Annotated in this window: 30 protein-coding genes and 6 tRNA genes; 3 read left to right on the top strand and 33 right to left on the bottom strand. The window is 37.6% G+C overall.

What is annotated here, in order from left to right:
- Positions 1-62: 62 nt before the first annotated feature.
- The 5 genes from T375_RS08375 to T375_RS13250 all read right to left on the bottom strand — a co-directional run bounded on the left by T375_RS08375 (position 63) and on the right by T375_RS13250 (position 4,642).
- The gene (locus tag T375_RS08375; protein ID WP_044937241.1) at positions 63-683 is read right to left on the bottom strand and encodes a zinc ribbon domain-containing protein; all 621 of its coding nucleotides are present in this window, start codon (positions 681-683) and stop codon (positions 63-65) included.
- 126 nt (positions 684-809) lie between these two features.
- On the bottom strand, positions 810-1,784 hold the full coding sequence (locus T375_RS13255; RefSeq protein WP_049960362.1) for a ribonuclease H family protein: 975 nt from the start codon (positions 1,782-1,784) through the stop codon (positions 810-812).
- Positions 1,785-1,786: 2 nt separating this feature from the next.
- Positions 1,787-2,617 carry an AraC family transcriptional regulator gene (locus T375_RS08365; RefSeq protein ID WP_033153513.1) on the bottom strand — a complete coding sequence of 277 codons (831 nt, stop codon included), beginning with the start codon at positions 2,615-2,617 and terminating at the stop codon, positions 1,787-1,789.
- Entirely contained in the window at positions 2,617-3,375 is a 759-nt protein-coding gene (locus T375_RS08360) for a GNAT family N-acetyltransferase (protein WP_049960361.1), read from the bottom strand. The genes T375_RS08365 and T375_RS08360 overlap by 1 nt, the downstream gene beginning before the upstream one ends.
- Positions 3,376-3,385: 10 nt before the next feature.
- Positions 3,386-4,642, bottom strand: a complete 1,257-nt coding sequence (locus T375_RS13250; RefSeq protein WP_049960360.1) for a DUF6273 domain-containing protein — start codon at positions 4,640-4,642, stop codon at positions 3,386-3,388.
- Between the two features lie 187 nt (positions 4,643-4,829).
- On the opposite strand from T375_RS13250, the gene T375_RS08350 reads away from it, so the two are divergent.
- Positions 4,830-5,534 (top strand): hypothetical protein, encoded by a 705-nt coding sequence (locus T375_RS08350; protein ID WP_044937238.1) that lies wholly within the window; start codon positions 4,830-4,832, stop codon positions 5,532-5,534.
- Here the strand turns inward: T375_RS08350 and T375_RS08345 are convergent.
- The 4 genes from T375_RS08345 to T375_RS08330 are packed head-to-tail and all read right to left on the bottom strand — an operon-like array spanning position 5,531 to position 8,919.
- Positions 5,531-6,034, bottom strand: a complete 504-nt coding sequence (locus T375_RS08345; RefSeq protein ID WP_044937236.1) for a shikimate kinase — start codon at positions 6,032-6,034, stop codon at positions 5,531-5,533. The genes T375_RS08350 and T375_RS08345 overlap by 4 nt on opposite strands.
- Positions 6,035-6,067: 33 nt before the next feature.
- A complete protein-coding gene (locus T375_RS08340; RefSeq protein ID WP_049960359.1) occupies positions 6,068-7,537 on the bottom strand; it encodes a carbohydrate-binding domain-containing protein in 1,470 nt (489 codons plus the stop codon).
- Between the two features lie 12 nt (positions 7,538-7,549).
- Complete coding sequence (locus T375_RS08335; protein ID WP_044937233.1) at positions 7,550-8,221, bottom strand: DUF4956 domain-containing protein; 672 nt, start codon at positions 8,219-8,221, stop codon at positions 7,550-7,552.
- A 20-nt stretch (positions 8,222-8,241) separates the two neighbouring features.
- Positions 8,242-8,919: a polyphosphate polymerase domain-containing protein gene (locus T375_RS08330; protein ID WP_044937230.1), complete on the bottom strand. Its 678-nt coding sequence runs from the start codon at positions 8,917-8,919 to the stop codon at positions 8,242-8,244.
- A gap of 182 nt (positions 8,920-9,101) precedes the next feature.
- Here T375_RS08330 and T375_RS08325 point away from each other — a divergent pair, with 182 nt between their 5' ends.
- On the top strand, positions 9,102-9,659 hold the full coding sequence (locus tag T375_RS08325) for an alpha/beta fold hydrolase (protein ID WP_044937228.1): 558 nt from the start codon (positions 9,102-9,104) through the stop codon (positions 9,657-9,659).
- A gap of 45 nt (positions 9,660-9,704) precedes the next feature.
- On the opposite strand, the gene T375_RS08320 is transcribed toward T375_RS08325, so the two are convergent.
- Positions 9,705-10,073: a desulfoferrodoxin family protein gene (locus T375_RS08320; protein WP_044937227.1), complete on the bottom strand. Its 369-nt coding sequence runs from the start codon at positions 10,071-10,073 to the stop codon at positions 9,705-9,707.
- A 635-nt stretch (positions 10,074-10,708) separates the two neighbouring features.
- Between T375_RS08320 and T375_RS13245 the strand changes: the two genes are divergently transcribed.
- Entirely contained in the window at positions 10,709-11,743 is a 1,035-nt protein-coding gene (locus tag T375_RS13245) for a GGDEF domain-containing protein (RefSeq protein ID WP_049960358.1), read from the top strand.
- A gap of 14 nt (positions 11,744-11,757) precedes the next feature.
- On the opposite strand, the gene T375_RS08310 is transcribed toward T375_RS13245, so the two are convergent.
- The 23 genes from T375_RS08310 to T375_RS08200 all read right to left on the bottom strand — a co-directional run bounded on the left by T375_RS08310 (position 11,758) and on the right by T375_RS08200 (position 23,295).
- The gene (locus T375_RS08310) at positions 11,758-12,090 is read right to left on the bottom strand and encodes a rhodanese-like domain-containing protein (protein ID WP_044937225.1); all 333 of its coding nucleotides are present in this window, start codon (positions 12,088-12,090) and stop codon (positions 11,758-11,760) included.
- A 15-nt stretch (positions 12,091-12,105) separates the two neighbouring features.
- The gene (locus tag T375_RS08305; RefSeq protein ID WP_044937223.1) at positions 12,106-12,429 is read right to left on the bottom strand and encodes a thioredoxin family protein; all 324 of its coding nucleotides are present in this window, start codon (positions 12,427-12,429) and stop codon (positions 12,106-12,108) included.
- 2 nt (positions 12,430-12,431) lie between these two features.
- Positions 12,432-12,641, bottom strand: a complete 210-nt coding sequence (locus T375_RS08300) for a hypothetical protein (RefSeq protein WP_044937221.1) — start codon at positions 12,639-12,641, stop codon at positions 12,432-12,434.
- Between the two features lie 21 nt (positions 12,642-12,662).
- Positions 12,663-12,974 carry a hypothetical protein gene (locus T375_RS08295; protein ID WP_044937219.1) on the bottom strand — a complete coding sequence of 104 codons (312 nt, stop codon included), beginning with the start codon at positions 12,972-12,974 and terminating at the stop codon, positions 12,663-12,665.
- Positions 12,975-13,177: 203 nt separating this feature from the next.
- Positions 13,178-13,684, bottom strand: a complete 507-nt coding sequence (locus T375_RS08290; protein WP_044937217.1) for a nitroreductase family protein — start codon at positions 13,682-13,684, stop codon at positions 13,178-13,180.
- A gap of 283 nt (positions 13,685-13,967) precedes the next feature.
- On the bottom strand, positions 13,968-15,203 hold the full coding sequence (locus T375_RS08285) for a glycerate kinase type-2 family protein (protein WP_044937215.1): 1,236 nt from the start codon (positions 15,201-15,203) through the stop codon (positions 13,968-13,970).
- Positions 15,204-15,224: 21 nt separating this feature from the next.
- Positions 15,225-16,616 (bottom strand): GntP family permease, encoded by a 1,392-nt coding sequence (locus T375_RS08280; protein ID WP_044937213.1) that lies wholly within the window; start codon positions 16,614-16,616, stop codon positions 15,225-15,227.
- Positions 16,617-16,739: 123 nt separating this feature from the next.
- Positions 16,740-17,882 carry a CdaR family transcriptional regulator gene (locus T375_RS08275; protein WP_033154319.1) on the bottom strand — a complete coding sequence of 381 codons (1,143 nt, stop codon included), beginning with the start codon at positions 17,880-17,882 and terminating at the stop codon, positions 16,740-16,742.
- 300 nt (positions 17,883-18,182) lie between these two features.
- Positions 18,183-18,644 carry a GNAT family N-acetyltransferase gene (locus T375_RS08270; RefSeq protein ID WP_044937211.1) on the bottom strand — a complete coding sequence of 154 codons (462 nt, stop codon included), beginning with the start codon at positions 18,642-18,644 and terminating at the stop codon, positions 18,183-18,185.
- A 61-nt stretch (positions 18,645-18,705) separates the two neighbouring features.
- Complete coding sequence (locus T375_RS08265; protein ID WP_044937209.1) at positions 18,706-18,996, bottom strand: helix-turn-helix domain-containing protein; 291 nt, start codon at positions 18,994-18,996, stop codon at positions 18,706-18,708.
- A gap of 432 nt (positions 18,997-19,428) precedes the next feature.
- Entirely contained in the window at positions 19,429-19,656 is a 228-nt protein-coding gene (locus tag T375_RS08260; protein ID WP_044937206.1) for a hypothetical protein, read from the bottom strand.
- Complete coding sequence (locus T375_RS08255) at positions 19,656-20,138, bottom strand: DUF3990 domain-containing protein (protein ID WP_044937204.1); 483 nt, start codon at positions 20,136-20,138, stop codon at positions 19,656-19,658. The genes T375_RS08260 and T375_RS08255 overlap by 1 nt, the downstream gene beginning before the upstream one ends.
- Positions 20,135-20,317: a DUF3791 domain-containing protein gene (locus T375_RS13885; protein ID WP_242839276.1), complete on the bottom strand. Its 183-nt coding sequence runs from the start codon at positions 20,315-20,317 to the stop codon at positions 20,135-20,137. Before T375_RS13885 ends, T375_RS08255 begins: the two co-directional genes overlap by 4 nt.
- A gap of 239 nt (positions 20,318-20,556) precedes the next feature.
- The gene (locus tag T375_RS08245) at positions 20,557-20,859 is read right to left on the bottom strand and encodes a type II toxin-antitoxin system RelE/ParE family toxin (RefSeq protein WP_044937200.1); all 303 of its coding nucleotides are present in this window, start codon (positions 20,857-20,859) and stop codon (positions 20,557-20,559) included.
- Positions 20,852-21,115, bottom strand: a complete 264-nt coding sequence (locus T375_RS08240) for a type II toxin-antitoxin system prevent-host-death family antitoxin (RefSeq protein WP_044937198.1) — start codon at positions 21,113-21,115, stop codon at positions 20,852-20,854. Before T375_RS08240 ends, T375_RS08245 begins: the two co-directional genes overlap by 8 nt.
- A 186-nt stretch (positions 21,116-21,301) precedes the next feature.
- Positions 21,302-21,374 (bottom strand) — tRNA-Lys (locus tag T375_RS08235).
- A gap of 52 nt (positions 21,375-21,426) precedes the next feature.
- Positions 21,427-21,498: transfer RNA gene (locus T375_RS08230), tRNA-Gln, on the bottom strand.
- A gap of 46 nt (positions 21,499-21,544) precedes the next feature.
- Positions 21,545-21,618: transfer RNA gene (locus T375_RS08225), tRNA-His, on the bottom strand.
- 28 nt (positions 21,619-21,646) lie between these two features.
- Positions 21,647-21,720: transfer RNA gene (locus tag T375_RS08220), tRNA-Arg, on the bottom strand.
- Positions 21,721-21,745: 25 nt separating this feature from the next.
- A tRNA-Gly gene (locus tag T375_RS08215) sits at positions 21,746-21,816 on the bottom strand.
- A 21-nt stretch (positions 21,817-21,837) separates the two neighbouring features.
- Positions 21,838-21,912, bottom strand: a tRNA-Pro gene (locus tag T375_RS08210).
- A 301-nt stretch (positions 21,913-22,213) separates the two neighbouring features.
- Complete coding sequence (locus T375_RS08205; RefSeq protein WP_044937196.1) at positions 22,214-22,645, bottom strand: flavodoxin; 432 nt, start codon at positions 22,643-22,645, stop codon at positions 22,214-22,216.
- A 35-nt stretch (positions 22,646-22,680) separates the two neighbouring features.
- Positions 22,681-23,295 carry a DUF3793 family protein gene (locus tag T375_RS08200; RefSeq protein ID WP_044937194.1) on the bottom strand — a complete coding sequence of 205 codons (615 nt, stop codon included), beginning with the start codon at positions 23,293-23,295 and terminating at the stop codon, positions 22,681-22,683.
- Between the last annotated feature and the right edge of the window lie 106 nt (positions 23,296-23,401).

The following is a 23,401-nucleotide window of genomic DNA, read 5'->3' as shown; positions in this document are numbered from 1 at the left end:
AAACAAAACATTTTGGAGACTTTTAAATCTTTACTATGTGATGTCAATTTTTTGACATTTATTTAGTTAACATATACATCGCGTCTGTTGTTGAAGTATGTGTGGTTTACAAAAATCATAACGATTGAAACAACAACTGATACTATGATTGATGCATCCCCTGCAAATGAGAAAAGGATGATTGAACTAGCCGCAACATAAACAATAGATAAGCCAGCCTGTACAGCATATACTAAGCAAACTAATAATCCTGTCTGTTTCTTGCACTTAATGATAGATAAAGCTGCAAATACATTCAAAGCAACTGTACCAAGTAAGCAAACACCATAAAGAATATTTAACACCTGAAGAACTGGGAAGTAATCGTAAATAAAACTAGCATCACCGTTGTAAATTAAACCAGTAACAAACTGAATACCACTAGCTAAATTTAAGACTGCGCCTGCCCACAAAGCAAAGTATCCAAGGAAGTGTGCCCATTTCAAACCAAGGACTGGCTGTGGTGTGTAATACTGTGTTGAACCATCAAACTGTGGTGCTGGATTAACTGGAGCGCTAGCCTGTGCTGCACTAGCCTCTGCCTGTGTCTGAGCTGTATCATTTGCCTGAGCTACAGGATTACCGCAGTTTGGACAAAATAGTGTACCTTCTTCTAACTGTGTACCGCATGAACTACAAAACATATCATTTTCCCTCTTTTCTTTTATTTTAGATCTGAATTCGCCCTTCAAATCTATCTGCTGAAATTATAATATACTATATTGCAATAAATATCAATGCCCAACTTTAAAAGTATTGTATAAATACTATTAATTCTTATAATCCGCTAATCTATCAGAAACTCCATTTAAGAATTCTGCCATTTCAAAGGATACTTTTGGTATATCCTGAGATTCGTAAACAGCCTTTCCTTTAGTAGCTTTTGCCTTATCTTTGTATGCAGCATGCTCTGATGGCACATAAAGGAAGTTGATTTCCATGCCCTGCTTCAAGTATTGAAGGCTGGCATTTATAAATATCTGAAGCATGTAGTCATCCATCTTATGGATTTTCTTAAAGGCTCCGGAGAAATACTTCGCTGGAAGATTGTTATCCTGATAAATGTGGATTTGTTTCAATCCCAGACGAGCTGCTATGTACATAGCAAACAGTGCAGCAAGCTCCTCTCCTGCCACATTTGATGCTCTAAAGAGCCAGTCGAAGTCTGTACCTCTTTCAAGAGCATATCTGTATAAGCTGAATTTAGATTCCTCAGCATTATAGAAAACTACGCCAAAGAGAATTCTAGTACTTTCGAAATTGGCACCCACTTTATCGCCGCCACCATCTACGAAGGCAATATTTACACCCGATGAAACACTGTCAAAATCACATCCATAACGAGACATCAAAGTCCTTACATCCTCATTTGCGCTAATGTCATCAATAGAAACTGGCGATGCAAATGCAGTCTTGAAGGCTTTTGTAATAAGTGCCACCTTGTCAATGCACTGCTCCTTAATCTGGGAATCAAGAATGTTGTATTTGCCTCCATCCTCTACAGTTACCTTTTGAAGATTCTGGAAAGCATCAGCTGCAGTCACAATATCATTTTTAACAGTTGCAGATTTAGCAGCTCCGCTACTTACAGAGCCTCCTTTCATAAAAGCCTCTGCCTCTGCCATAGATGTAAAGCCCTTAAACACAGGTCCCTTGAAGCCATCAACTTGCGCCTTAGCCTCATCCCATGTGTGATAAATTCCAGGTTTTCTACCTACTCTGACTGCATATACTTTCTTTGCCATTATTATTCATTACTCCTTCTGTACTCGCTTGGGAGTACACCGTATTTATCTCTGAATGCATTTGAAAATGCCTTTGAATTTGGGAATCCATTTCCCAGAGCAATATCTACAATCTGGCCATTTGTCTCTTCCAATTCCCGGACTGCATGCTCCAAACGAATGCCAAGCAGATAATCCTTAAAATTGATGCCTGCATGCTTCTGGAACATTCTGGAAAGATATGATGGAGAATAATTAAACTGCTCCGCCATGGATTCCAAGGAAATGCTTTCGGCATAATGGTCCTTCATGTATCTCGTGATATTTGAAAGCTTTTTCAACTGCTTGCTGTTCTTAAGTATCTCTTCGTTAACATTAAACTTTCGATATTTTGTAACCAAAATATAAAGAAGCTCATAATATAAGCTAAGAACCTGAAGCTTGTTTGCTTCCTCTCCATTTGTATAAATAAGATACATCTCCTGCAAAAGTGTAAACACACGATGGTCTGTTTCTCTGTCTCCATGTGAAAACCAGATAAACTGCTCATCTGTAAAATACTCCGCAAATGTATCCTGTGGAATCTGTAATACCACAGTTTTATTAACATCTGGAGCTGCTATACTATGAACCTCGTTGCTATTAACTATAACAAACTCGCCACCGTTAAGAGGAAAACGCTTTTCTTGGAGAGTAAATTCCAATCTGCCCTCCCATACAGCGAAAATCTCGATTGAACGGTGCCAGTGTTTTTCCCTTACATAATTTCCATTCTGGCCTTCAAAAGCAAAAAGCTTGAATGGAAGCCCCTCATCAGTCACTACTACTTCATGCTGATAGTTCTTTAAATCCATTACAAAATCTCCCTAAAATACCTACAATCTCCATCAGTTTCGTATCCCACAATAACGAAACCGAGTTTTTCTAATAAATGTCTGCTGGCTAAATTTTCCGAATCACATCTTGCAATTAAGCTTGTGAGCCCATATTCATCCCTAGCCAGTTCCACTATCTTTGAGCAAACCTCATAGGCAAGCCCCTTCTTCCATCTGCTGGATGCAATGGCAAAGCCCATTTCCGCCTGGTTTTCTCTATCGCAGGTTTCCCGCACTTCTAAACCTGCTCTACCTATTAATTTACCCGTGAATCTATCGAAAATCAACCACATTCCAAAACCATACAGCTTGTAAATATACTCTATATAGTTTTCCTCATACTGCTTTTCTTCCTCGTACTCAAAAAGCGGTTCCATATAATCTGTCATATGTGGTTCAGAATACAATTCAAAGAGTGCATCTAAATCGTCCATTCCAAATTCCCTGATAAAACACCGCTCCGTATATGCGATATCCCAAGGGATGCCGGCGCATCGCCTATAGATGTTTTCAAAATCATCGTCCTCTATTTCATCAACATCCATAAGCACCTGAGAACAACGGATAGGCTGGGAGCCCTCCTCCTCATAGGCCGCCACCAGTATATGCCTGCCTACGCACTCATCAACAACAGCCTGGCTATCAGTCAGCACCAAAGTGCCAGGCTCATAGTCAGGCTGTAAATCAGCTAAATCGTTTATTATTATTTTTCTTTTAAGGAATCTTTCCTGAGTCACAACTCTGCTCCTAGGTCACATCAATACGGCATGTCATGGTATACGTCTTGCCATTTGATTTCTTCATTCTTACCGTCAGTGTACCAGTTCCTTTGGCAACCGATGTAATCAGTCCATTGGAATCAACAGTGAACACACTGGCATCTGACGATTTGTATGTCACATTGTATTGCTTATCAGTACTATTTAAGTAATCAAGATTAATCGCTACCTGTGCAGTACTGCCGTTGGTCATAGAATAGGAAGCATCATCTGGAAGTGTGATATTTCCTATATTAGTACCATTATTAGCATATTTCTTTGAAGAAGTAGCCTTTGCTGTAGATGTGCTGCTTGTTGATGTAGTTGTAGCAGCTGTTGTGGTTGCACTGCTAGTTGTACTTGCCGTGCTTGCAGTATTTGTTGAACTGCTAGTTGAACTACTAGATGAGCTACTTGTAGTATCTGATGTTGTGATTGTGTCTGTTGAAGATGTGTCTGTACCTGATTCAGCAGCCTTCTCTTCATCAGTCTTGCCCAGCTTTACATACATAGCTGGTCTGATTCCATCGCCAAGATAATAGTACTTTCTTTCGATGAGCTTCTTTGTATCATTTACAAACAATCCCTGAGCAGGGTCATCATAAGCGTTTGTTCTAAGAGGCCATGTATTGCTGGTCTCATATTTCATAGTATCCTTGTACTCTGTGTACTCATCAGTTGAAAGGAAGAAAATATAATCAGAAGTTGTACTCTGATTGTTGTAAATATTCATATTTAAAGAGTTCTTTACATTTCCTGCAAGGTAATAAGCATCCAAAGTAGTGTCATGATAGAAATTCATAAGACTTGTCTGGGCTGCTTCCTCAGTAAGAGATGTCTTCTGGATTGTGGCTCTTTCCGCATCTGTAAAGCACTGATTATAGAAAATCTGATTGAGCCAGCCTCTCCAATAGTTGTCCTCCCATTTAACATAGCCAGCAGAGGAATTACTATTTAAATACATCTGGTTAATTGAATCTCTGTATGCAAGTACCGAATATGAATGTAAGGTTTTTCTTGAAACAAGAAGGGCAACCTTTGTAGTATCGTCATAAGTAAGAATTGTCCAGTTGATAATATTTCCATCCAATGTTCCAAAAGCAATATCATCACCTTCTGCATATGTTCCCGATGACTTCTTTTTAGCTGCATCCGCCTGTAGTGACAAACCAAGAACTGCCACTCCCATAAATACAGCCAGTGAAAAAGCCAATATCTTTTTTGAAACTTTGATTGCTCTTCTCATATATAATCTCCTAACACAAAAATATGTGCATAATTCCCTTTATATCCTTATAGTAATATCGTGCATTTTTAAAGTCAAATTAATATTGGATAATTAACAAATTTATCATTTTTGATAATTGTAAATTTCAATTTCAGTTGCTATACTATCCTTCTGTATAAGTTATATCGAGTTTTAAGGAGACATAATGACAAAGAAAGAAATGTTTAAAATGTTGCACGATGAAGAGCCTGTTCTTCGTGCAGAAATCACTGCATTGTACTCAGTTTTAGATCACAAGCTGGGGCTCCACGGTGCAGAAGTTCCAATCACCTTTGGAATGGATGAAAAGGCCCTTGGTTCTTATCTTCCACCTTCATATGATGATGAAGAACAATTCCAGTTTTCACTATTTTTCATCGGCTTCTGCTTAAATGAGCAGCTTTCAAAGGCCGATCGAATCAATTTATATAAGCATGAATATGCACACTACATGACACGTCACATCAGCATCCCAAGCGAATACACATGGCAGCCAGGAGTTCACGGCAGTGCATGGAAATACTGCTGCAGCCTTATCGGCGCCATTCCTGCAGATTACTACGTTGAGGGCCAGAGCCTTAAAAAGGTAGACTATGATTCAGTTTTAAAGCGCCCTACAGTAGACCACAAGCAAGTTCAAATGCTTGATACTTATCGTACACAGCGCGCTTACAAAAATATGGAAAATTCGAAAATACGATATGAAGTAGGCGATGTTGTTTCTCATCCAAAATTTGGAGAAGGAACAGTCAAAGAAATTGAAAAACAACCATCATCTGTACGTCTCCACATCTTATTCGGAGACGAAGTCAAAATCATCGACCAGAAGTGGCTTGTAAAAACTGGCTACAAAAAAGTTTCGGAAACCTAGGTTTCCGAAACTTTTTTCATAACCGCATCTAGCGTTTCCTCAAGGCCAAGGCCAGCCTCATCTACGGTCACATCTGCATATTTTTCATACAGTGGAATTCTTTCGTCGTAAAGAGACTTAAGATTCTGACCATCTTTTAGCACAACCCCGCGGCCCTTTAGGCTACCAAGTCTGCTATCAAGTGTTTCATAATCAAGCTTAAGATAAACTATAGTTCCAATTTTCTTTAGGTGCTCCATAGCCTCCGCACCATAGATAACACTACCACCAGTTGCAATAACTGTTTTTGTGGATGAAATGCTGGCATTTACATCGTTTTCTATTTTAAGAAAACCTTCCACACCTTCTTCAGCAATAATCTCCTTAAGCAAACGCTTTTCGCGCTTCTGGATAAGTAAATCCGCATCTACGAATTCAAATCCCAGTTCCTTTGCCAATACAACACCCAAAGTACTTTTGCCAACACCTGGCATACCAATCAGAACTACGTTTTCTTTCATTTTAATTATGTCTCCTAATCATTCACTTAAATGTTAGGGGTATTGTACACGATTTCCTTTTCCAGCGCCACCCATTGGGCCCATTTGGTTCTCACCATCCATCTGGCCCATGCCGCCCATCTGGCCCATGCCACCTGCTGTGGTCTCTCCTACAGTAGTTACCACGTCTTCGAGTGTAACTGTCTCGGATTCATCGCCAGCAGTAATTGTATATGTTTCACCAATTACTAAATCCGGACTACTAATATTAACTGAAGAGAAGCTATATGGAACTTCCCATGAAAGGATTTCATTTCCATCTGCATCTACAACCGAAACTGTAGTTCCTGCTTCCATGGAAGCGCTAGTTGTGTAAAGTATAGATGCCTGTGTAGATGTACTATCAAAGGATTCTGCCATACCGCTGCTTCCAGCAGCAATAATTGTTCCTCCTGTGATTACAGCAACACCGTCATTTTCACTTGCATAATCAATAGCGTTATTCATTCCGCCATCAACCACGCTTACAAAAATCGTACCACCTGATATACGAATATCACCGTTAGAATCAATGCCATCTGCGTCGTTACCACCTTCATTAAATATTCTTAATGTTCCACCACTTATGCTAATGTATGTTTCTTCATCTTCTGTCGAACCTCCATTAGCATTTATGCCATCATCTGTTGAATAGATAGTGATATCTCCATCTTCTATTTCAACAATGACTGCTTCAATTCCTTCGTAAGAATTGCTTATGAGAATTGTGCCTCCGCCAATGTATACACTGGTATCGCAAGTGATGCCATCATCTTCAACATCAATAGTAATATCTGCATCTGTTATATTCAGAGCATCATTTGCTTTCAAGCCATCACCCGGAGCTGTCACGGTGATTGTTCCGCCAGTGATAATCAAATCATCCTTTGAAACAATGCCATGTGAATAGCCGGTTGTAACAGTCAAGCTGCCACTTCCATTTATAGTTAAATCATCGTGGGAGAAAATCGCTCCATCTCTATCATCTTCAACTGCTTCTTCGGAATACTCGCTACCTGTCTCAACTGTGTTTTCAGAGCCTTCTGCCAAAGTTAAAAATACCTTATCTGCCTGCTCTACGATAATTCCTGCATCATCTTCGCAGTAAATATCTACCCCATCAAGCATGATCCATACCTTTGAGTAATCTTCAGCAGCTACAACAATACTTCCATCTGTAAGCTCTCCGCTTACTAAGTAATAACCCGACTGTGTAATATACACACTACCATCATTTACATAAGCTCCTGACCCCGAAACAGTTATGTCATCTCCTTCTAATGTAATAATTGTCGCCTCGGAGGTGTCCCAGTCCCCATCCATGTCATTGGTTGTAAAATATGACGATGTGGTGGTTGTTTCAGCATCCTCATCAACCACCACTGTAAGTCCAAGCTTCTCGCCATTCATAAACAACACTGTAAGGATGATAGCCAGTATCAAGACCACTACGCAGATGATGTCAATTTTTTTATTAGTTGACATAATCTGTCCTCCTTATCCCATGTAATCACCGTTATAGCTTACAAGTACTGCACTTTCTACACCTTCCATATCTGATAACTCGTTAATGAAATCTGTGTTATCTTCCTTAAGTCTGATTTCAAGATTTAATTCAATCTCGCCCTTTCTAGCAGTCTTGCTCTTAACTGCACACTTAGTTGTCTTCTCATTTAAATACTGCATTGCTTCCTTCTCTGTAAGAGAATCCTCACAACGAAGAACTACGATATATGGATTAACATTTGATTTACGATTCGCAAATACGGTAATCATTACACCGATAATCACACTACCAAATACTGCAAGTGGAATCATTCCTGCCGCAAGCACAATACCTGCTGCAATTGCCCAGAATAGAAAAGCAATATCAAGAGGCTCCTTGATGGCTGTTCTAAAACGAACAATTGATAAGGCACCGACCATACCTAATGAAAGAACTACGTTACTGGTTACCGCCAAAATAACGAAGGTTGCAATCATTGTAAGAGCCACTAATGTCACACCAAAATTTGCTGAATACATTACTCCTGCATATGTCTTCTTGTAAATAAAGAAAATAAATAAACCAATAGCAAATGATAATGCCATGGCAATTACCATATCTAAAACTGTTACGCTTGTTACATTGCTTAAAAAGCTTGATTTAAAAATATCGCTAAATGTCATAATCTTCACTCCTTCTATCCTTAACCATAAATCCTACACTGTGCATACTTTGAAAACGCCTGCACTCTAGTTCCTGGGGTTTGAACAGCATCTCTTATTATTTCTGGCAGATATGCATCCCATTTAACCTCCAATATGATTGGAGCGTCACCCGCTGGAATTGTTACACATTCCGGATTTAAGAAATCCGTTCTATTCATCCCTGTTCTGATGTCGTAATCCAACGTAACTCTTACATTTCCAGGCCCATATATAAATGGCTCTCTGGTGTAATCAACTATGGTCATTGGTCTCATTCCCTGATATCGCATCTTGCAATACAGTTCCTGAATAAGGGAATGTGGGGAATCAATCATCCAATCAATGTCTCCATCCACTATCTTCTGTGCCTCTTCCGCTGTTAATGGAGCATGGTATTTTGTTCCAAGACCATTGAATTTACTTTTCTTTTCAAGGTGGATAATTCTAGTATCGAAGTTGTAATATCTTATGCGAAATTTCTCTCGCATGTTTACCCCATCCACTTTTTCACGAAGTGCTTTGTCATTCAGATTGTCGAAATAAAGACTTCTTATAAGATATTTTCCGTCGATTGTATGTGGATCAGGTATCGCTATAGCTGACATCCTTTGCCTTATTGTTAGCAAGTCGGCGTAGGTTATAGCGTGTTTCCATTCATGCCTATACCTCTTTTCCATAATTCACTCCTATCTGTTGCTACTTCTGTATCATTTAGCGGTATATTAATCCCGTCAAGTGTGTGCAACATGATTGTAATGTGAACAAATCGGTACAAGTTTTGTGTTTTTTAGGTTTTTCTAAGGACTTTTGATTGCTATAATAGATTCGTAGAATTTTTCTTATTAATGAAAGGAACACTATGGATAAGAATTTAGCTGTAATATTTCCAGGAGTTGGATATCACTCAGATAAACCACTTTTATACTATTCAAAGAAGCTTGCCAAGAATCATGGCTATGAAATAAAAGAAGTTAAATACACTTTTTCTAAAGATTTGAATTCTATTAAGACAGATGCCTTGCAAGCTGAAGCTGCAATCAATGAAGCTATGGCACAGGTTGTGGAGCAATTAAAGGATATCGACTTTTCTTCCTATGATAATGTTGTCTTTATTGGAAAAAGCATTGGTACAGCTATCGCTGCCAAATACGCCTTTGACTACGGCATCGAAGTAGAAAGTATCATCTTCACACCAATAGAAATGACTTTCGCTTACATCAATGCCTGCGAAGGTTTTGTTTTCCACGGAAGCGATGATCCTCTTTGCGATACTGATATGTGCGTCCAGCTTTGTGATGAGCTTTCCATCACTTACGCCGTCATCCCAGATGCAAACCATTCTTTAGAGACCGGTGATGTGGATACAGATATTCAAAACCTTCATAGAATAATGAAAATAGTTGATGGATTGTTTTAATAAAAAAAAGAGCTTTGGATTATCTCCAAAGCTCTTTGCTTTATATTATGATTTCCATAATCCGTGTAAGTTGCAATATGCATAAGCTGCAACCACTGAATCGCCATCTGTAAGAGCGAACTGAGCGCATGGCTTCTGACCTGGCTCGAGGACCTTTCTCTGAGCTCCCTGCTTTGTTTCGATAGCAATCCACTCAATGTAGTGCTCTGGAGCCATAGGATGCTCTACAGAACCAACCTCTACAGTCACCACATTTCCCTCTACCTTACATACAGGAACATGCTTTTCAACTGCACCATCAGAAGTACCAGGAACAAGTTCCTTCATCTTCTGACCACAACATGACATTGGAGCACCGGACTCCTTAATCATACCAACAAAATTGCCGCAAACCTCACATACATAAAATTTCATACCTAGCCTCCTTTTACAAGATACTCCCCAACTGTAGCTTCATTGTAACATATGGGATTCCAATAGTCTTTAACTACACAAAAAACACACAAATTATTGTGTAAAATATAGTTGTGTTAGCGGATTGGCTAGTCGTATGCTGTGATAATTGAATTCTTATATCCAATATTTTTGAATTGAGTTTTAATTGCAGAATTCTCGACTCAATTAGTTCAGATTGAGTTGTATCTTTATATTTTTTTGTTCCTACACTGGGACTATTTTTGAAATCCTACCGCCAGATTTGCAAAATCCCGATTTCACCCGTAGTTTTTGACCCCTGTGTGTATAAACTAGGCCTCATGAGTGTAGCAATGTATATTATCTAGATAGATAGCGAGATGCTCTAGCGATTTATATTCCAGATAGGTATACACTAATGCAGTAGTGGGCATTTCACTACGGTTGGAAAATCAAAATAAAGCTTTCGCCCGTAGGGTCAAAAAAGATATGCCACAGAGGGCAATAAATACATATTCCCTACGCTGTTTTTTAACAATTATATGATACTTTTATTTTGGATTGCTGCATGATGTAAGTAAAAAGTATTGTAATTACAATATTCTCATATATATGACATATGGAGGAGTACCGCAATGGTAATGAATTTAAGAAACGCTAAAATCATGGGAAGCATTTTTTCTTTCAATTTCATGGTTATCCATGCTATTTTCCTATTTATTTTTATTAAGTATTCCATTCCACCAATGGCAAAAATAAATGTTATCAGCGTATTGTTTTATTTCTTTTTAATATTTGGCTGTCACTTTGGATGGCTTAGATTATTTACAGTGGGGATATATCTTGAAGTTATTATCCATATGTTTTTTGCTGTAATTTATACTGGATGGGATAGCGGATTCCAATACACTATGCTTGGAATGAATGTAGTTGTTCTTTATTCTGAGTATGTTGGACGAAACTTAAAGATAAAAAACGTTATTCCAATGATGCCATTTGGCTTTTTAGGACTGGCTCTTTATCTTAGTTCATATATTATTGTTTATTTTAATGGTGCACCATATTCTCTGCCAAAAAATATAAACTTTTTCCTAAATATTATTCTAGGTATAGTGGTTGTTTCTATCACCCTGATTGTAGTGCAGATATTTATCCTGATTGTTAATTCTTCCGAAAAAAAATTAGAGTTTCAATTATCTCATGACCACTTGACAGGCCTTCCAAACAGATATTACTTTGCTGACAAAGTTAAAGAAATAAAGGAAGAAGAAGGATTAGAAGGATATTGGTGTGCTATATTTGATATTGATAATTTTAAAAGCATAAACGATACCTATGGTCACAATTGTGGTGACTACGTATTATCTACGCTAGGTGACATGGTCTTAAAAAGCAAAATTGATAATTGCTGCCGCTGGGGTGGCGAAGAGTTTGTGGTACTTGCAAAATTTGATAGTGAAGATGATGCATATGCCTATTTTGATGAGAGGCGAAAAGAGGTTGAAGCCTATGACTTTAAATTCAACGGATTTCCTTTAAAGGTAACAATAACCATAGGTATGGCTGCTTGTACAACTAGCGACGCCCAGGGAAATGAAACCTGGATTAGTGAAGCAGATGAAAAGCTATACTACGGAAAGAACCATGGAAAAAATCAAGTCGTGAGATAAAAAGAAAAAGACCTCTACTTAGTCGTTCCTATTGCAGTATTTCCTTTATATGAGGCTATTCCACCTATACTTTTAGCATTTGTATATCCCATCTTTTCCATAGCTTTCACCGCAGAAGCACTTCTAAATCCACGAAGACAATATACATAAACAGGCGTGTCTTTGTCTTTAATGACATCCACTACCTTTTCTATATTCTCAACTGGCACATTTTTACTTCCTGGAATGTGTCCACCTGAATATTCTTCCTTAGAACGCACATCAAGAAGCACTGCGTTTTCTATAGACTTCATAGCCTCTACTTCGGCATTAATATCTACATGTTTGAAAAGATTAAATAATCCCATATTTACTCCTCAATCCTACGACATTAATTCAATCAACCGCTCTAACTTTGCAAAGATTTCATCTAAACTAAAATATCCAGATTCACAGATAGCCACTTGCCCATCAATATACACAACAACTGTTGGAAATGACAAAACATCATTCTGTGCTGCAAGTTCAGGATGCGCATCAATGGATATATGCCTTGCTTCAACTTGTTCATGACTAGATAACCAAACTTCTAAACGCTGTCTTATAGCTACACATGGAGTACAAGCTTTAGAACTAAATTGAAACAAAATTATTGAATGTTCAGAGGCTAATTCTTGTATAGTCTCTCCTGATCTAATATCAATCATACTTACTTTTCTCTACTCTTTATACCATCATAGATTTTCTGCTCTATCTCATCATTAGACATAGAGTAATACTCATATTCACTAAAAGCTATGACAACATCCCCAAGCTCTGTTTCAGCAATGACACAGTCTTTTCCTTCAAAGAAAATCTTATATGTCTTTCCAGCTAATAATTTTGTAAATTGTCTTTCCTCAAGAAATTCCCTATCCATAATAAACCCCTCTAAAAATAATCATCCTTCTCTTAAAGCTTCAGTCACAATATCCAAAGCTTCATAGTACACCTCTAAATTCTTGTACCCCTTACTAAGAGCAGCATCTAACCCTAATGTAGCTGACTTTAACTGATATTTAATACGTTCTCTTTCTTCGATTCTTGCTATTTCTTCCTCACCTAGAAAAATGCTGCATGGAACAATCGGACCAAATCCATATTCACACAAGCAATTAACATATTCTTTGCACTTAGGACATAGATACATAGCATTGCTGGCAAGAGGACCAGAAAACTCACACCCACATTTTTTACAGCGCAATTGTTGCATAGCCATTTCTCCCGTCTTACTTATAGCCCTTAAGCTGTTCTTTGATAACTTAACTTTAGTTTTTGATTAGACCCCTTTGGCATAAGATAACCCCTCCGTATATACGAACTAAACTAAGCTTAGTATATCACAGAAGGGTAAGTTATTGGACAAAGTTATATACTTAAGTTATATGATTGAATTGATTACATATTATTCCGTACCTATAAAAAATTAATCATTGAATCTAAGGAATTTCTTTTCTTATTGCCTAAAAGACTTTTAAAATCATCAGAGCGATATCCTAAATCCAAAAAACAGATAGGATAGATATTTTCCTGCAAATTAAAGACTTTTTGTGTTTGCTCAACATCATTGACTCCAGCCCAACAAGTATCTAATCCAATATCAGTAGCAGCAAGCATCATATGTGTTGCAACAATTGTTCCATCCATTAAATAACTATTTCCACCCTGAAAATTACTAGCAGCATCCTTGTCAGCACATACCAATATAACCATAGGTGCTCCATAACGGCAAGGATGAACACTATCCATTTTTTGAAGTGCTTCTTCACTTTTTAATATATATATGCGTTGTGGCTGTTTATTGAAAGCAGTTGGCGCCATACGTCCCGCTTCTAAAATATACTTAACCTGTTCTTCATTTGGTTTCTGATTACTGTACTTACGAACAGACTCTCTTGATTCTATAACTGTCTTAAATTCCATCTATAAATCTCCTTTTTTGCTTTGTTAATACAACTCCTATAACAGATATAGAAATTCCCCAAAGAACCCAAAGGTCCAACATAACATAGCAAATTTCATAAATGGTTTCCTCCTTCATTTGAATCATAATTCATTATACGGGCTATTTTTTTTAAATGTCAGTAAAACTTTTTCATAACACAAAAAGACCAGCCGAAGCCAGTCTAATTGTTATATCTATTTTATTGGACAATATTTAATTGTTTGTAAGACCTAAATAATGCACTATGTCATATACTATTCATTAAATATCAATCAATGCTATAGCAACATCATTCACGTTCGTTCCTGTTGCACCAGTTATTATTAGGCCATCAACTGCTTTTAATGCATTGTATGCATCATTATCTTTTAAAACATCATGTATGTTGATTCCTTTAGCCAGTAATTCTTGATAAGTCTCGTTATCAACATAGCCTCCAGCGGCATCTGTTGGGCCATCTGTTCCATCACTTCCAACTGATGCTACAGCAATGCCTCTATTTCCGGCTATTCCTATAGCAGCGCTGAGTGCAAGTTCCTGATTTCTTCCACCTTTACCTGTACCAGTAAGATGAACCACTGTCTCTCCACCAGCAATAATGGCAAGCCTTTCATTGTCTTTTGCTTTTGTCTTTGCGATGCTAGCAAGAAAACTTCCTGCTTCTCTTGCCTCGCAGCAAAGCTCATCGGTCAATATAATAGGCTTATAACCTAACTTTCCACTGTTGCTAGCAGCAGCTCTACAAAGTTCTCTAACTGATCCCGTTATGTGAGTTTCTACATTATTTAATTCTTTAGGAGTTTCTTTATTCAATAGCTCTTCAGCTTCCTTAGAAAGCTTAATATTGTATTTACGAACTATTTCTTTTGCTTCATCACATGTAGAAAAATCAGGATATGCTGGACCACTTGCTATCATATCAAGTGGATCTCCAACTATATCACTAAGCACAATACTAAATACTTTGGCTGGAGCACAAGCTAGAGCAAATCTACCGCCTTTTACTTTACTAAGACGCTTGCGAATAGTATTTATCTCTACTATATCAGCACCACTAGCAAGTAACTGTTTTGTAATGTCTTGTAGTTCTTCACCAGAAATTAATGGCAATTCAAACAGGGCGCTTCCACCACCGGAAAGTAAAAAGATAACTGTGTCATCTTCTGATAAGCCTTCCACTAATTCAATAGCCTTTTTTGTCGCATCAAAGCTATTTTGATCAGGTACTGGATGTCCTGCTTCAAAGCATTGTATCCCCTCAATATTGCTTTTTACATGATCATATTTTGTTATTACAATGCCGCCATCTAATCTTTTAAGAACCTTTTTTGCTGCTGCGGCCATTTGCCAAGCCGCCTTTCCAGCGGCTACTAGAATCACTTTACCTTTTCCATAAGAGAAATTGTTAAGAGCTCTAGTAACCGCCTCATCAGGCAGAACTTCTTTTATTGTGTTTTCAACAATATAATCAATATCATTCCTTAATTTCTGATTCATAAAACTTCCTCGATTACATTTTTAATGTATGAATAGGCTAAGTATAGCTATTTCAATTATAGCTGCAATACCCATAACAAGCGATGCTACTGTCCAGGTCTTGTAACCTCTTTCTGGAGTCATCTCACCAAAGTTAGTAACAACCCAGTAATAAGAATCGTTTGCATGTGATACTGTCATAGCACCTGCTCCGATTGCCATACATACAAGTGTTATCTGTGCTGGTGTAGTAAAGCCAAGCACTGGAAGAAGTGGAGCTACGATACCAGCTGTTGTTGTAAGAGCTACTGTAGAAGATCCCTGAGCACTCTTTAATATAGCTGAAAGTAAGAATGGGAAGAAGATGCCCATTGCTGAAAGTACTGTAGCATGCTCTGAAATGTAGTTAACCATATCAGAAGAAGCGATAACTTTACCAAGTACACCACCAGCAGCTGTAATGAAAAGAATAGGACCAACTGTCTTTAATGTATCATTTACAATGTCATAGAACTCATCAATCTTTTTAGCTCCGCAAAGCTGAATAACAGCAAAGATTGTACCTACTGCAAGAGCGATAATAGGAGTTCCTAAGAACTTGCAGATGCTAGCACCAGCTCCTGTTACCTTAGCCATTGTAACAATTGAAGATAATGCCATAAGAATAATTGGAACGATAATAGGTGCAAGAGCAGAGAATCCATTTGGAAGCTTACCATACTCAGCAACTAATTCTTCGTATGTTTTGCTAACTGCGTTTGTATCAAATTCATCATCGGCCTTAACCTTCTTGCCAATAAATGTAGCATAGAAATATGCTGCAATAAGTGGGCAAATTGAACATACTAAACCAAGTCCAATTACAAGAAGTAAATTGTCACCAATTCCAAGTGTATTCGCTGCAGCAATTGGACCTGGTGTAGGAGGTATAAATACGTGAGATGTAAATAGACCAGCTGCAAGACCAACTGTCATTGCAACAGAAGATGAAGCTGTTCTCTTTACTAATGCTTTACGGATAGGGTTTAAGATTACAAATCCTGAATCACAGAATACTGGGATTGAAACAACCCAACCCATAAGCTCCATAGCAAGTACAGGATGATTCTTGCCTACAATCTTAATTACTATGTCAGCAAGTTTTAAAGCTGCACCTGTTTTCTCCAAGATACTTCCTATTAAAGCACCAAGGATAATAACAATACCAATAGATGTGAATGTGCCAGAGAAGCCCTGACCAATTACAGTAGCTATACCAGCCTTTGTTGTTCCGTCCTCTAATGTGACATCAACAATAGGAATGCCCGCTAATAGACCTAATACCAAAGAGATGCACATAATTGAAATAAATGGGTGAATCTTGAATCTTGAGATCATGACAATCATTAATACGATTGCCAAAATAAAGATGATAATTAACGGAAATCCAGTCATGGAACCGCCCTCCCTTCTTAAAGCGTTTATAAGATACTTTTATGATAAGGGAGGGCAATATAGAATTTAATGTACTATCATTACAAAAAGAATATCAATTTTTTGTGTTGAGAACACAACACATTATATATTGTATTTGTTCCTCTTCCTATACAAATAGGTGTAGAAACTCTCTAAAAAACTTCTGTCAGAAGCTTTAGCCACTGGATCAATATCCATCAATTCCTTGTACTTGTTGTATCGATAAACCAATGTATTTTTATGTATGAATAATTCCTGGGCTGCTTTATTAAAGTTAAAGTTGTTTCTAATTAAAGCTCCAACTGTCTCTATGAAATCATCAATCTTTCCCTCTGGAAATTTGCTTTCAAATATATAAAACATGTTGGCCATATCTCTCATTGGAGTAATAAAATGCAAATATTCCCCCACATGATCATAAAAGAAAACGGAGCTTCCCTCTGTTTTTATATATTCCTGTAACCATCTGCAATGTCTGTATGCATAGTAATAGCGTGCATAAGAATCTTGGAAACTACCAATGTAAAACTTTGCCTGAGTATCATTTTCTTTCATCCATCTAAGAACTGGGCTTAAATACTCTCCAACTATGTATTTGTAATCAGAGAATAATTCGCTAACTGTGTCAGGCATAGTTTTAAAGATGATTACTCTTTTTTCATCAAGAGCCAAAGAAACATCTTTTAGAGTATGATATGGACTCTTTTTAAGATGCACTAAAAAGTCAGATGCATTGACCCCATCCATAATGGCTAAGATAGGAATTCTAATTCTTTCTTCAGGATAGCCAAGTTCCTCAGCCAACTCACGTATTTCCTGCGAATCCGCATACTCAACCTCAGTTAACATATGGATAAAACGTTCTTTTCGATTTTCACGTAGTCTGGCTTTTTCTTGCTGCTTTTCATAGCGAAGCATAGACTGAATTGCCATCTTTACAATCATTGCTACAGGTCTGACTTCCTCTGGCTCTCCAGTAAGACCAACTACTCCCTCTCGCCTTCCATCCATCTCTATTACCATGTTTATGCCTGGAAGAACGTTTGGAAACTGCTCAATGGTTGTAGTATCGACTATGTCCTCTTCCCCATGAACAATTCTGTAAGCAATCTCGTGATACTGCCCCACTCGCTCACTGTTTCTGCTTGCTATTATTACACCGTCTTCATCCATAATATTTACATTATATGAAGTGTATTCTGTTACTTGTTCAATAAACTTTTCCGCTAAAAGCTTACTAATCATGCCCCTTCTCCCTTTCCTTCATCCTATCCATTATTTTAAATCTTAGGCTATCAAAAGCAAAGTTCGTGGCGAGCTTTCAATCATGTATGCTGGCAGATTAACAGATTAAAAATTATGTCCACAAGGATGTTATGAACATAGGTGATGCATCCTTACTTTTTTCAAAGCCACAGTTATTGTAAAAGTTCATTTCATTGTCATAAGCAATTACAGCTATTCTTAGATAGCTTTTGTACTTTTCTTTAATCATATCAATCAAAGTTATGCTTATCTGTATATTTGATATTCATTGTTGTCTCCTTAAACTAGTTCCATTTCAGATTCCATTTTTACAAAACCATATTTTTCATACAAAGGACGTCCCATTTCAGTTGCCTCTAATGAAATTTGGTTAATCCCACGTTCTTTTGATATTTTAACGAGCATATCTAATGTTTTATATGCGATACCTTGACGTCTATAATCTGGAGCCGTATACATATTCATGATATAAGCCTTCTTGCCACTAGGGTTATGATAGGTAGGCATCACGCTATAAAAACTAACACCTCCAGCCCCTATGAATTTATCATCCTCCATTACGAGAATTGCATAATGTGTATTTTCCTCCAATGCATTTTTGTAATAGTTATAGGATTCCTTTTCTACATTTGCCATATCCGTAGAAGCATCTAGCTTATTTGCTGCTCTTAAGACTTCAATACGAGATGTAGTCAATAAATCAAGATCATTCAATGTTGCAACTCTAAATTCCACTTTTATGTCCTCCTATGATTGTTTATGTTTTCAAAAGCATACACTAAGAAGTTGAATAAAACAAAAGTCATTGTTTTGCTGTTCGTGGTACAAGTTCTAGCTTTAGCTGCATCCCCAAACCTTCTGCAAGCCTTTTTACCATTGCTAGACTAGGATTGCGTGTTCCATTCTCTATACGACTAATATCAGCCTGTGTAATACCTGTTTTTGCAGAAAGATCCTTCTGTGTCATATGCTGGTTAATTCGGGCATCAATCATTGCTTGGATAATATCGTACTCTGCCTCAAGAGAGTCATACTCAGCTTTAACCTCCGGGTCTTTTAGTGCTTTTTCTTTATATTCTCTATAACTGCTCATTTACAATTCCTCCGTTCATAATCAGCTTTGTACTTCTTTGCTAATTCAATTTCTGCCTTTGGAGCCTTTTGAGTCCTCTTCTAGTTATAATATGTCGTATAGAACATATTGTCAAGTTATCCACTTTGCTTTTGTCCTTACAAATATAATTATAAGATACAGTTGTGTCCGTTTATATGCACATGCGAAAAAGACCCTGAAGCAAAAGCTTCAAGGTCTTTCATTTGCTGAGGCTGAGGAGGCTCGAATAGAAGTCTGGCCTCAAAAAAATATGAAAGAAAGGTATTTGTCACCTCTGCAATTATTGGTCTCGACTCATGTCTCGACACATTATCAGTCTATTTTAGCGAGAATTACATAAATTGAGTTGGTGACATATTGACACCAACTGGTGACAACTTGTCACCAATAAAAAAAGCCTTCATATGAAGACTATTTTTCAAACAACTCAGGCTCTGTCTCTTTTAATATATCCGCAAGTACCTTGTAGTCTAGATACTGCATTCCTTCCTTGCCTTGATTTATTTTATTTGAAAGCTTACTACCATAATAGATAGCCATTGCTTTCTCTAGAGAAACATTGTTTTCTTTTGCTATATAAGAAATTAATCTCTCTTCCAAGCTTTCCTGATATACCTGTTCTAATACTTTATCATCCATTATTTAACCTCATATGAAGAACTATAAGACAAAAGATTATCTATAGCTTTTTGTGATATAAAAGCTATCTGGTCATAGGTTTCATATACCTTGATTTCTTTTAAAGCTCTATCTCTATCCCAAATTCCCTGATGATACATATCTACAACTCTAAAGACCTTATCATCAGCTACTTTTCCAATGATAATGTCATATTGTTTGTATTCTTCATTTCCATCTCTACATGAGCATACAAAATCTATCCACTCTATCAAATCATCAGGAAATGTTTTTACCTTAAAGGAATCATAATCATCTTTCAGTTCATAACAATTAACTACAGACACATCCTTATCAAAGATATCAGCCTTTCTTCTAGCCCATTTTTCAGCCTGTTCCTTAACTGTAGTAATATAAAAACCTTTACCAAAATCTAATGGTCTATATGAGTGATTAATATCTGGCTTCTCAATTACATCAATCCCGCCATGGTAAACAATCATATTTTAACACCTCTTGCATTTAAATAGTCTGTAATATCATCAATAACATAGGACGTGCTTTGAGTATGAATTATGTCAAAATGTTTAACCAAATAATTATTTATACAATCGACACTACTAAGCATAGCGTAAACCTCAGATGGTAGTTTCCCCCACTTATTAGCACAAGCATGAATCATGTATATTACAAATGAAAACGATTCCTGATTCATCTATTTAATCTCCTTTGTTAAATTAACTCCTACATAAATAATATAACAGATTCCTACATAAAATAAAAAGCCTTCAGACGAATCTGAAGGCTTCATTTGCTGAGGCTGAGGAGGCTCGAACTCATCTCGGTCTCAAAAAATATTGAAAGAAAGGCATTTGTTGCCTCTGCATTTATAAGTTAAACCACAGGGTAAACCTACTATCACTATATATCTCTTCCCTGATACTGCACAGTAACAACCAAAACTCTACCATTACCTTCATCAATTCTAAATATAGCAATATAGTTATCAATAATTAATTGTTTATATCCTTTACCTGCATATCTACCAGTTATTCTATCTTGATGAGATTCAGGCAATGTATCGAGCCCTAGTATAGCTTCTTTTATTCTATCAATCTGTCCTTTTGCATTTTCTGGAGACAACTTTTCATAAGCAATATAAGCATATATTTCTTCTATATCCCTATACGCTCTTGGCATTAATTCTACAATGTATTTATTCAAAATACTTTTTCTCCAATTCTGCAAAAGCTTCCTTCGCATCTACTGTCTTGCCTGTCTCAGCAAACTCCTGCTCTGCCTCAAAAATAGCCTGATCTATGCGATTTTCTCTTGCAAACTTCTCGTATAATTCTGCACTCATAACCACAAGATCACTATATCCATTTTTTGTAATAAAAATAGGTTCTTTTTTTCTATGTGCAATTTCTGATATTTCACTTGTATTTCTTAAATCTCTAATAGGCATAATTGTTGGCATAATAAACACCTCCTTATTTGTCTTTATTGTAGCATAATTATGCTACACTGTATATGTTTTTAATTTCTTAGTTGGTTACAACCTGTAACCAACTCGTGACAAATTGTCACGTTTTGAACTATCCGGATTTTGCGGATAGTTCATAAAACAAAAGCACGTAAGACAATCTTACGTGCTTTTCTTTGCTGAGGCTGAGGAGGCTCGAACTCCCGACAACCTGATTAAAAGTCAGGTGCTCTACCAACTGAGCTACAACCCCATATTAAATTGGTATGCGACTATTTCCAAAAGAAAAAGGCATAGACTAGAAACTGGGCTAGCTGGATTCGAACCAGCGAATGCCAGAATCAAAATCTGGTGCCTTACCGCTTGGCGATAGCCCAACAAAGGACTTAATTGCCCTTATTCAATTTGTTGCTATCGCAACAGGGTGGGTAGAGGGGTTCGAACCCTCGACCTTCGGAACCACAATCCGACGCGCTAACCAGCTGTGCCACACCCACCATACTGATAAAATATAAACCGTATAAATGTGCCAGAAGGGATTCGAACCCCCGACCCACGGCTTAGAAGGCCGTTGCTCTATCCAGCTGAGCTACTGACACATATGCAACATATTAGAAATTAAAAAGCGGGTGATGGGAATCGAACCCACGTATTCAGCTTGGAAGGCTGATGTTCTACCATTGAACCACACCCGCATAAAATAATTAATTTCCAAGTCGGGGTGACAGGATTCGAACCTGCGACCCCCTGGTCCCAAACCAGGTGCTCTAGCCAAACTGAGCCACACCCCGAAATAATTTGTTCTGCGTTTGTTGCGTATCTCTCTCGCGAACAATAGAGAGTATATATGAGAATCAAGGCTTTGTCAACAACTTTTTCAAAATTAAATTGTTAGATTTTATCACGAAATATCAGATATTCCGACAACTTTTATCTGTGGCATAAACCATCGATATTTGCCTCCGTCAAAGGCTGCTTCCGAATAAATACCTCCAGGCACTGGCATACCTGGAGGCTGTAAAAGGAGTCTAATAACTTCCCCAAGAAACCCGGTTAGAAACTCAGGGAAAGGAAATAAGCTAAAATATGAAATTAAACTGCTGCTAAAGCTTTACCAAGCTCCTGGCATGCAGCTTCTGCTGCTCCATCTGGAGCGTCCTGGCAAATAACGCCTTCGCCGTTTACTACTGTTGCGCCTGCTGCTGTCATGCGATCAACCCAGTCGCGCATCCACTGACCATCTCCCCAGCCATATGAGCCGAAAAGACCGATTGTCTTACCTGAAACAAAGCCCTCTAAATCTGTAACAAATGGCTCCATCTCGCCTTCCTCAAGAACCTCAGCGCCCATTGCTGGACATCCAAGTGCAAATGCCTTTGCATTCTTGAGCTCATCTATAGAAGCATCACCAACATATACTACGTTAGCCTCGCCGCCTGCTGCTGTAACACCAGCACCTACAGCGTTTGCCATACTCTCTGTATTACCAGACTGTGACCAAAATACAACATTAACCTTACTCATGACTTTAATCTCCTTTAAAATAAGATATTTTGACGTTAAACTGCCAAGGATACGACAGGCTTTGCATACGTATTTACGATATCTTTTAATGAATATCCTTTAAATACCATGCGAACCATATCATCTTTTACAATGTCAAATTTTTCAAATAACTTCTGTGCCTCAGTCGCATTTTTGTAAACCTTCCAATACCCCGACAGCACAAATCCGTCTCCTCCGTTTTGAATGAAGCCTACTACATCACAAAGCGGATATCCGAGGAACACTCCCATCTCGTGAGGGAAATTATCCCTTTTATGAACATAAGAATCATATCGATTCTGGAAATTTCTAAGCAAATACCCAAAGGCATCTGTACGATATCCATAAGAGGAAAGAAATTCCTTTACCTCTGGCTTTGCAAGGTAGCTTATGAGCTTATCCCTATTAAAAACCAAAAAGATAACTCGATGTCTATCGTACACGAGGCGATACCCCAACAAGCCTGAATGCCTGAGAACAAATCTAACCTTATCTTCCTGATCTTTCGGAACTATAAGAAGATTTGAAGTTTTAAGGCCAGCTAATGTGGGAGCACACTGCAATACAACTTGCAACTCTACACATCGCCTGTCCATGGCACATATCATTTCAAATACTTCTTCGCACATAATGTTAGCTTCCTGTTCATGTTTTGGTTAGCCTTTGCTAACTGTGGTTATCTTATACTAATAGAAGTTCGAAGTCAATACTTTTTTCACATTTTTTTCTTATTGA

The sequence above is a fragment of the Pseudobutyrivibrio sp. LB2011 genome, from assembly GCF_000701765.1.
In the GTDB taxonomy this organism is placed as follows: domain Bacteria; phylum Bacillota; class Clostridia; order Lachnospirales; family Lachnospiraceae; genus Pseudobutyrivibrio; species Pseudobutyrivibrio ruminis.
This window is presented reverse-complemented; position numbering and strand designations above follow the sequence as displayed.

Coding starts and splice junctions, on each gene's coding strand:
- T375_RS08330 (WP_044937230.1), bottom strand. CDS start 8,919: ATGGAAAAGAGGTATAGGCATGAATGGAAACACGCTATAACCTACGCC.
- T375_RS13245 (WP_049960358.1), top strand. CDS start 10,709: ATGGTAATGAATTTAAGAAACGCTAAAATCATGGGAAGCATTTTTTCT.
- T375_RS08285 (WP_044937215.1), bottom strand. CDS start 15,203: ATGAATCAGAAATTAAGGAATGATATTGATTATATTGTTGAAAACACA.
- T375_RS08295 (WP_044937219.1), bottom strand. CDS start 12,974: ATGCAACAATTGCGCTGTAAAAAATGTGGGTGTGAGTTTTCTGGTCCT.
- T375_RS08345 (WP_044937236.1), bottom strand. CDS start 6,034: ATGAAAGAAAACGTAGTTCTGATTGGTATGCCAGGTGTTGGCAAAAGT.
- T375_RS08200 (WP_044937194.1), bottom strand. CDS start 23,295: ATGTGCGAAGAAGTATTTGAAATGATATGTGCCATGGACAGGCGATGT.
- T375_RS08310 (WP_044937225.1), bottom strand. CDS start 12,090: ATGGGATTATTTAATCTTTTCAAACATGTAGATATTAATGCCGAAGTA.
- T375_RS08335 (WP_044937233.1), bottom strand. CDS start 8,221: ATGACATTTAGCGATATTTTTAAATCAAGCTTTTTAAGCAATGTAACA.
- T375_RS08365 (WP_033153513.1), bottom strand. CDS start 2,617: ATGGATTTAAAGAACTATCAGCATGAAGTAGTAGTGACTGATGAGGGG.
- T375_RS13250 (WP_049960360.1), bottom strand. CDS start 4,642: ATGAGAAGAGCAATCAAAGTTTCAAAAAAGATATTGGCTTTTTCACTG.
- T375_RS08325 (WP_044937228.1), top strand. CDS start 9,102: ATGGATAAGAATTTAGCTGTAATATTTCCAGGAGTTGGATATCACTCA.
- T375_RS08260 (WP_044937206.1), bottom strand. CDS start 19,656: ATGGATGATAAAGTATTAGAACAGGTATATCAGGAAAGCTTGGAAGAG.
- T375_RS08255 (WP_044937204.1), bottom strand. CDS start 20,138: ATGATTGTTTACCATGGCGGGATTGATGTAATTGAGAAGCCAGATATT.
- T375_RS08375 (WP_044937241.1), bottom strand. CDS start 683: ATGTTTTGTAGTTCATGCGGTACACAGTTAGAAGAAGGTACACTATTT.
- T375_RS08275 (WP_033154319.1), bottom strand. CDS start 17,882: ATGATTAGTAAGCTTTTAGCGGAAAAGTTTATTGAACAAGTAACAGAA.
- T375_RS08305 (WP_044937223.1), bottom strand. CDS start 12,429: ATGATTGATATTAGATCAGGAGAGACTATACAAGAATTAGCCTCTGAA.
- T375_RS08280 (WP_044937213.1), bottom strand. CDS start 16,616: ATGACTGGATTTCCGTTAATTATCATCTTTATTTTGGCAATCGTATTA.
- T375_RS13255 (WP_049960362.1), bottom strand. CDS start 1,784: ATGGCAAAGAAAGTATATGCAGTCAGAGTAGGTAGAAAACCTGGAATT.
- T375_RS08300 (WP_044937221.1), bottom strand. CDS start 12,641: ATGGATAGGGAATTTCTTGAGGAAAGACAATTTACAAAATTATTAGCT.
- T375_RS08205 (WP_044937196.1), bottom strand. CDS start 22,645: ATGAGTAAGGTTAATGTTGTATTTTGGTCACAGTCTGGTAATACAGAG.
- T375_RS08340 (WP_049960359.1), bottom strand. CDS start 7,537: ATGTCAACTAATAAAAAAATTGACATCATCTGCGTAGTGGTCTTGATA.
- T375_RS08350 (WP_044937238.1), top strand. CDS start 4,830: ATGACAAAGAAAGAAATGTTTAAAATGTTGCACGATGAAGAGCCTGTT.
- T375_RS08265 (WP_044937209.1), bottom strand. CDS start 18,996: ATGAGCAGTTATAGAGAATATAAAGAAAAAGCACTAAAAGACCCGGAG.
- T375_RS08320 (WP_044937227.1), bottom strand. CDS start 10,073: ATGAAATTTTATGTATGTGAGGTTTGCGGCAATTTTGTTGGTATGATT.
- T375_RS08290 (WP_044937217.1), bottom strand. CDS start 13,684: ATGGAATTTAAGACAGTTATAGAATCAAGAGAGTCTGTTCGTAAGTAC.
- T375_RS08240 (WP_044937198.1), bottom strand. CDS start 21,115: ATGCCAACAATTATGCCTATTAGAGATTTAAGAAATACAAGTGAAATA.
- T375_RS13885 (WP_242839276.1), bottom strand. CDS start 20,317: ATGATTCATGCTTGTGCTAATAAGTGGGGGAAACTACCATCTGAGGTT.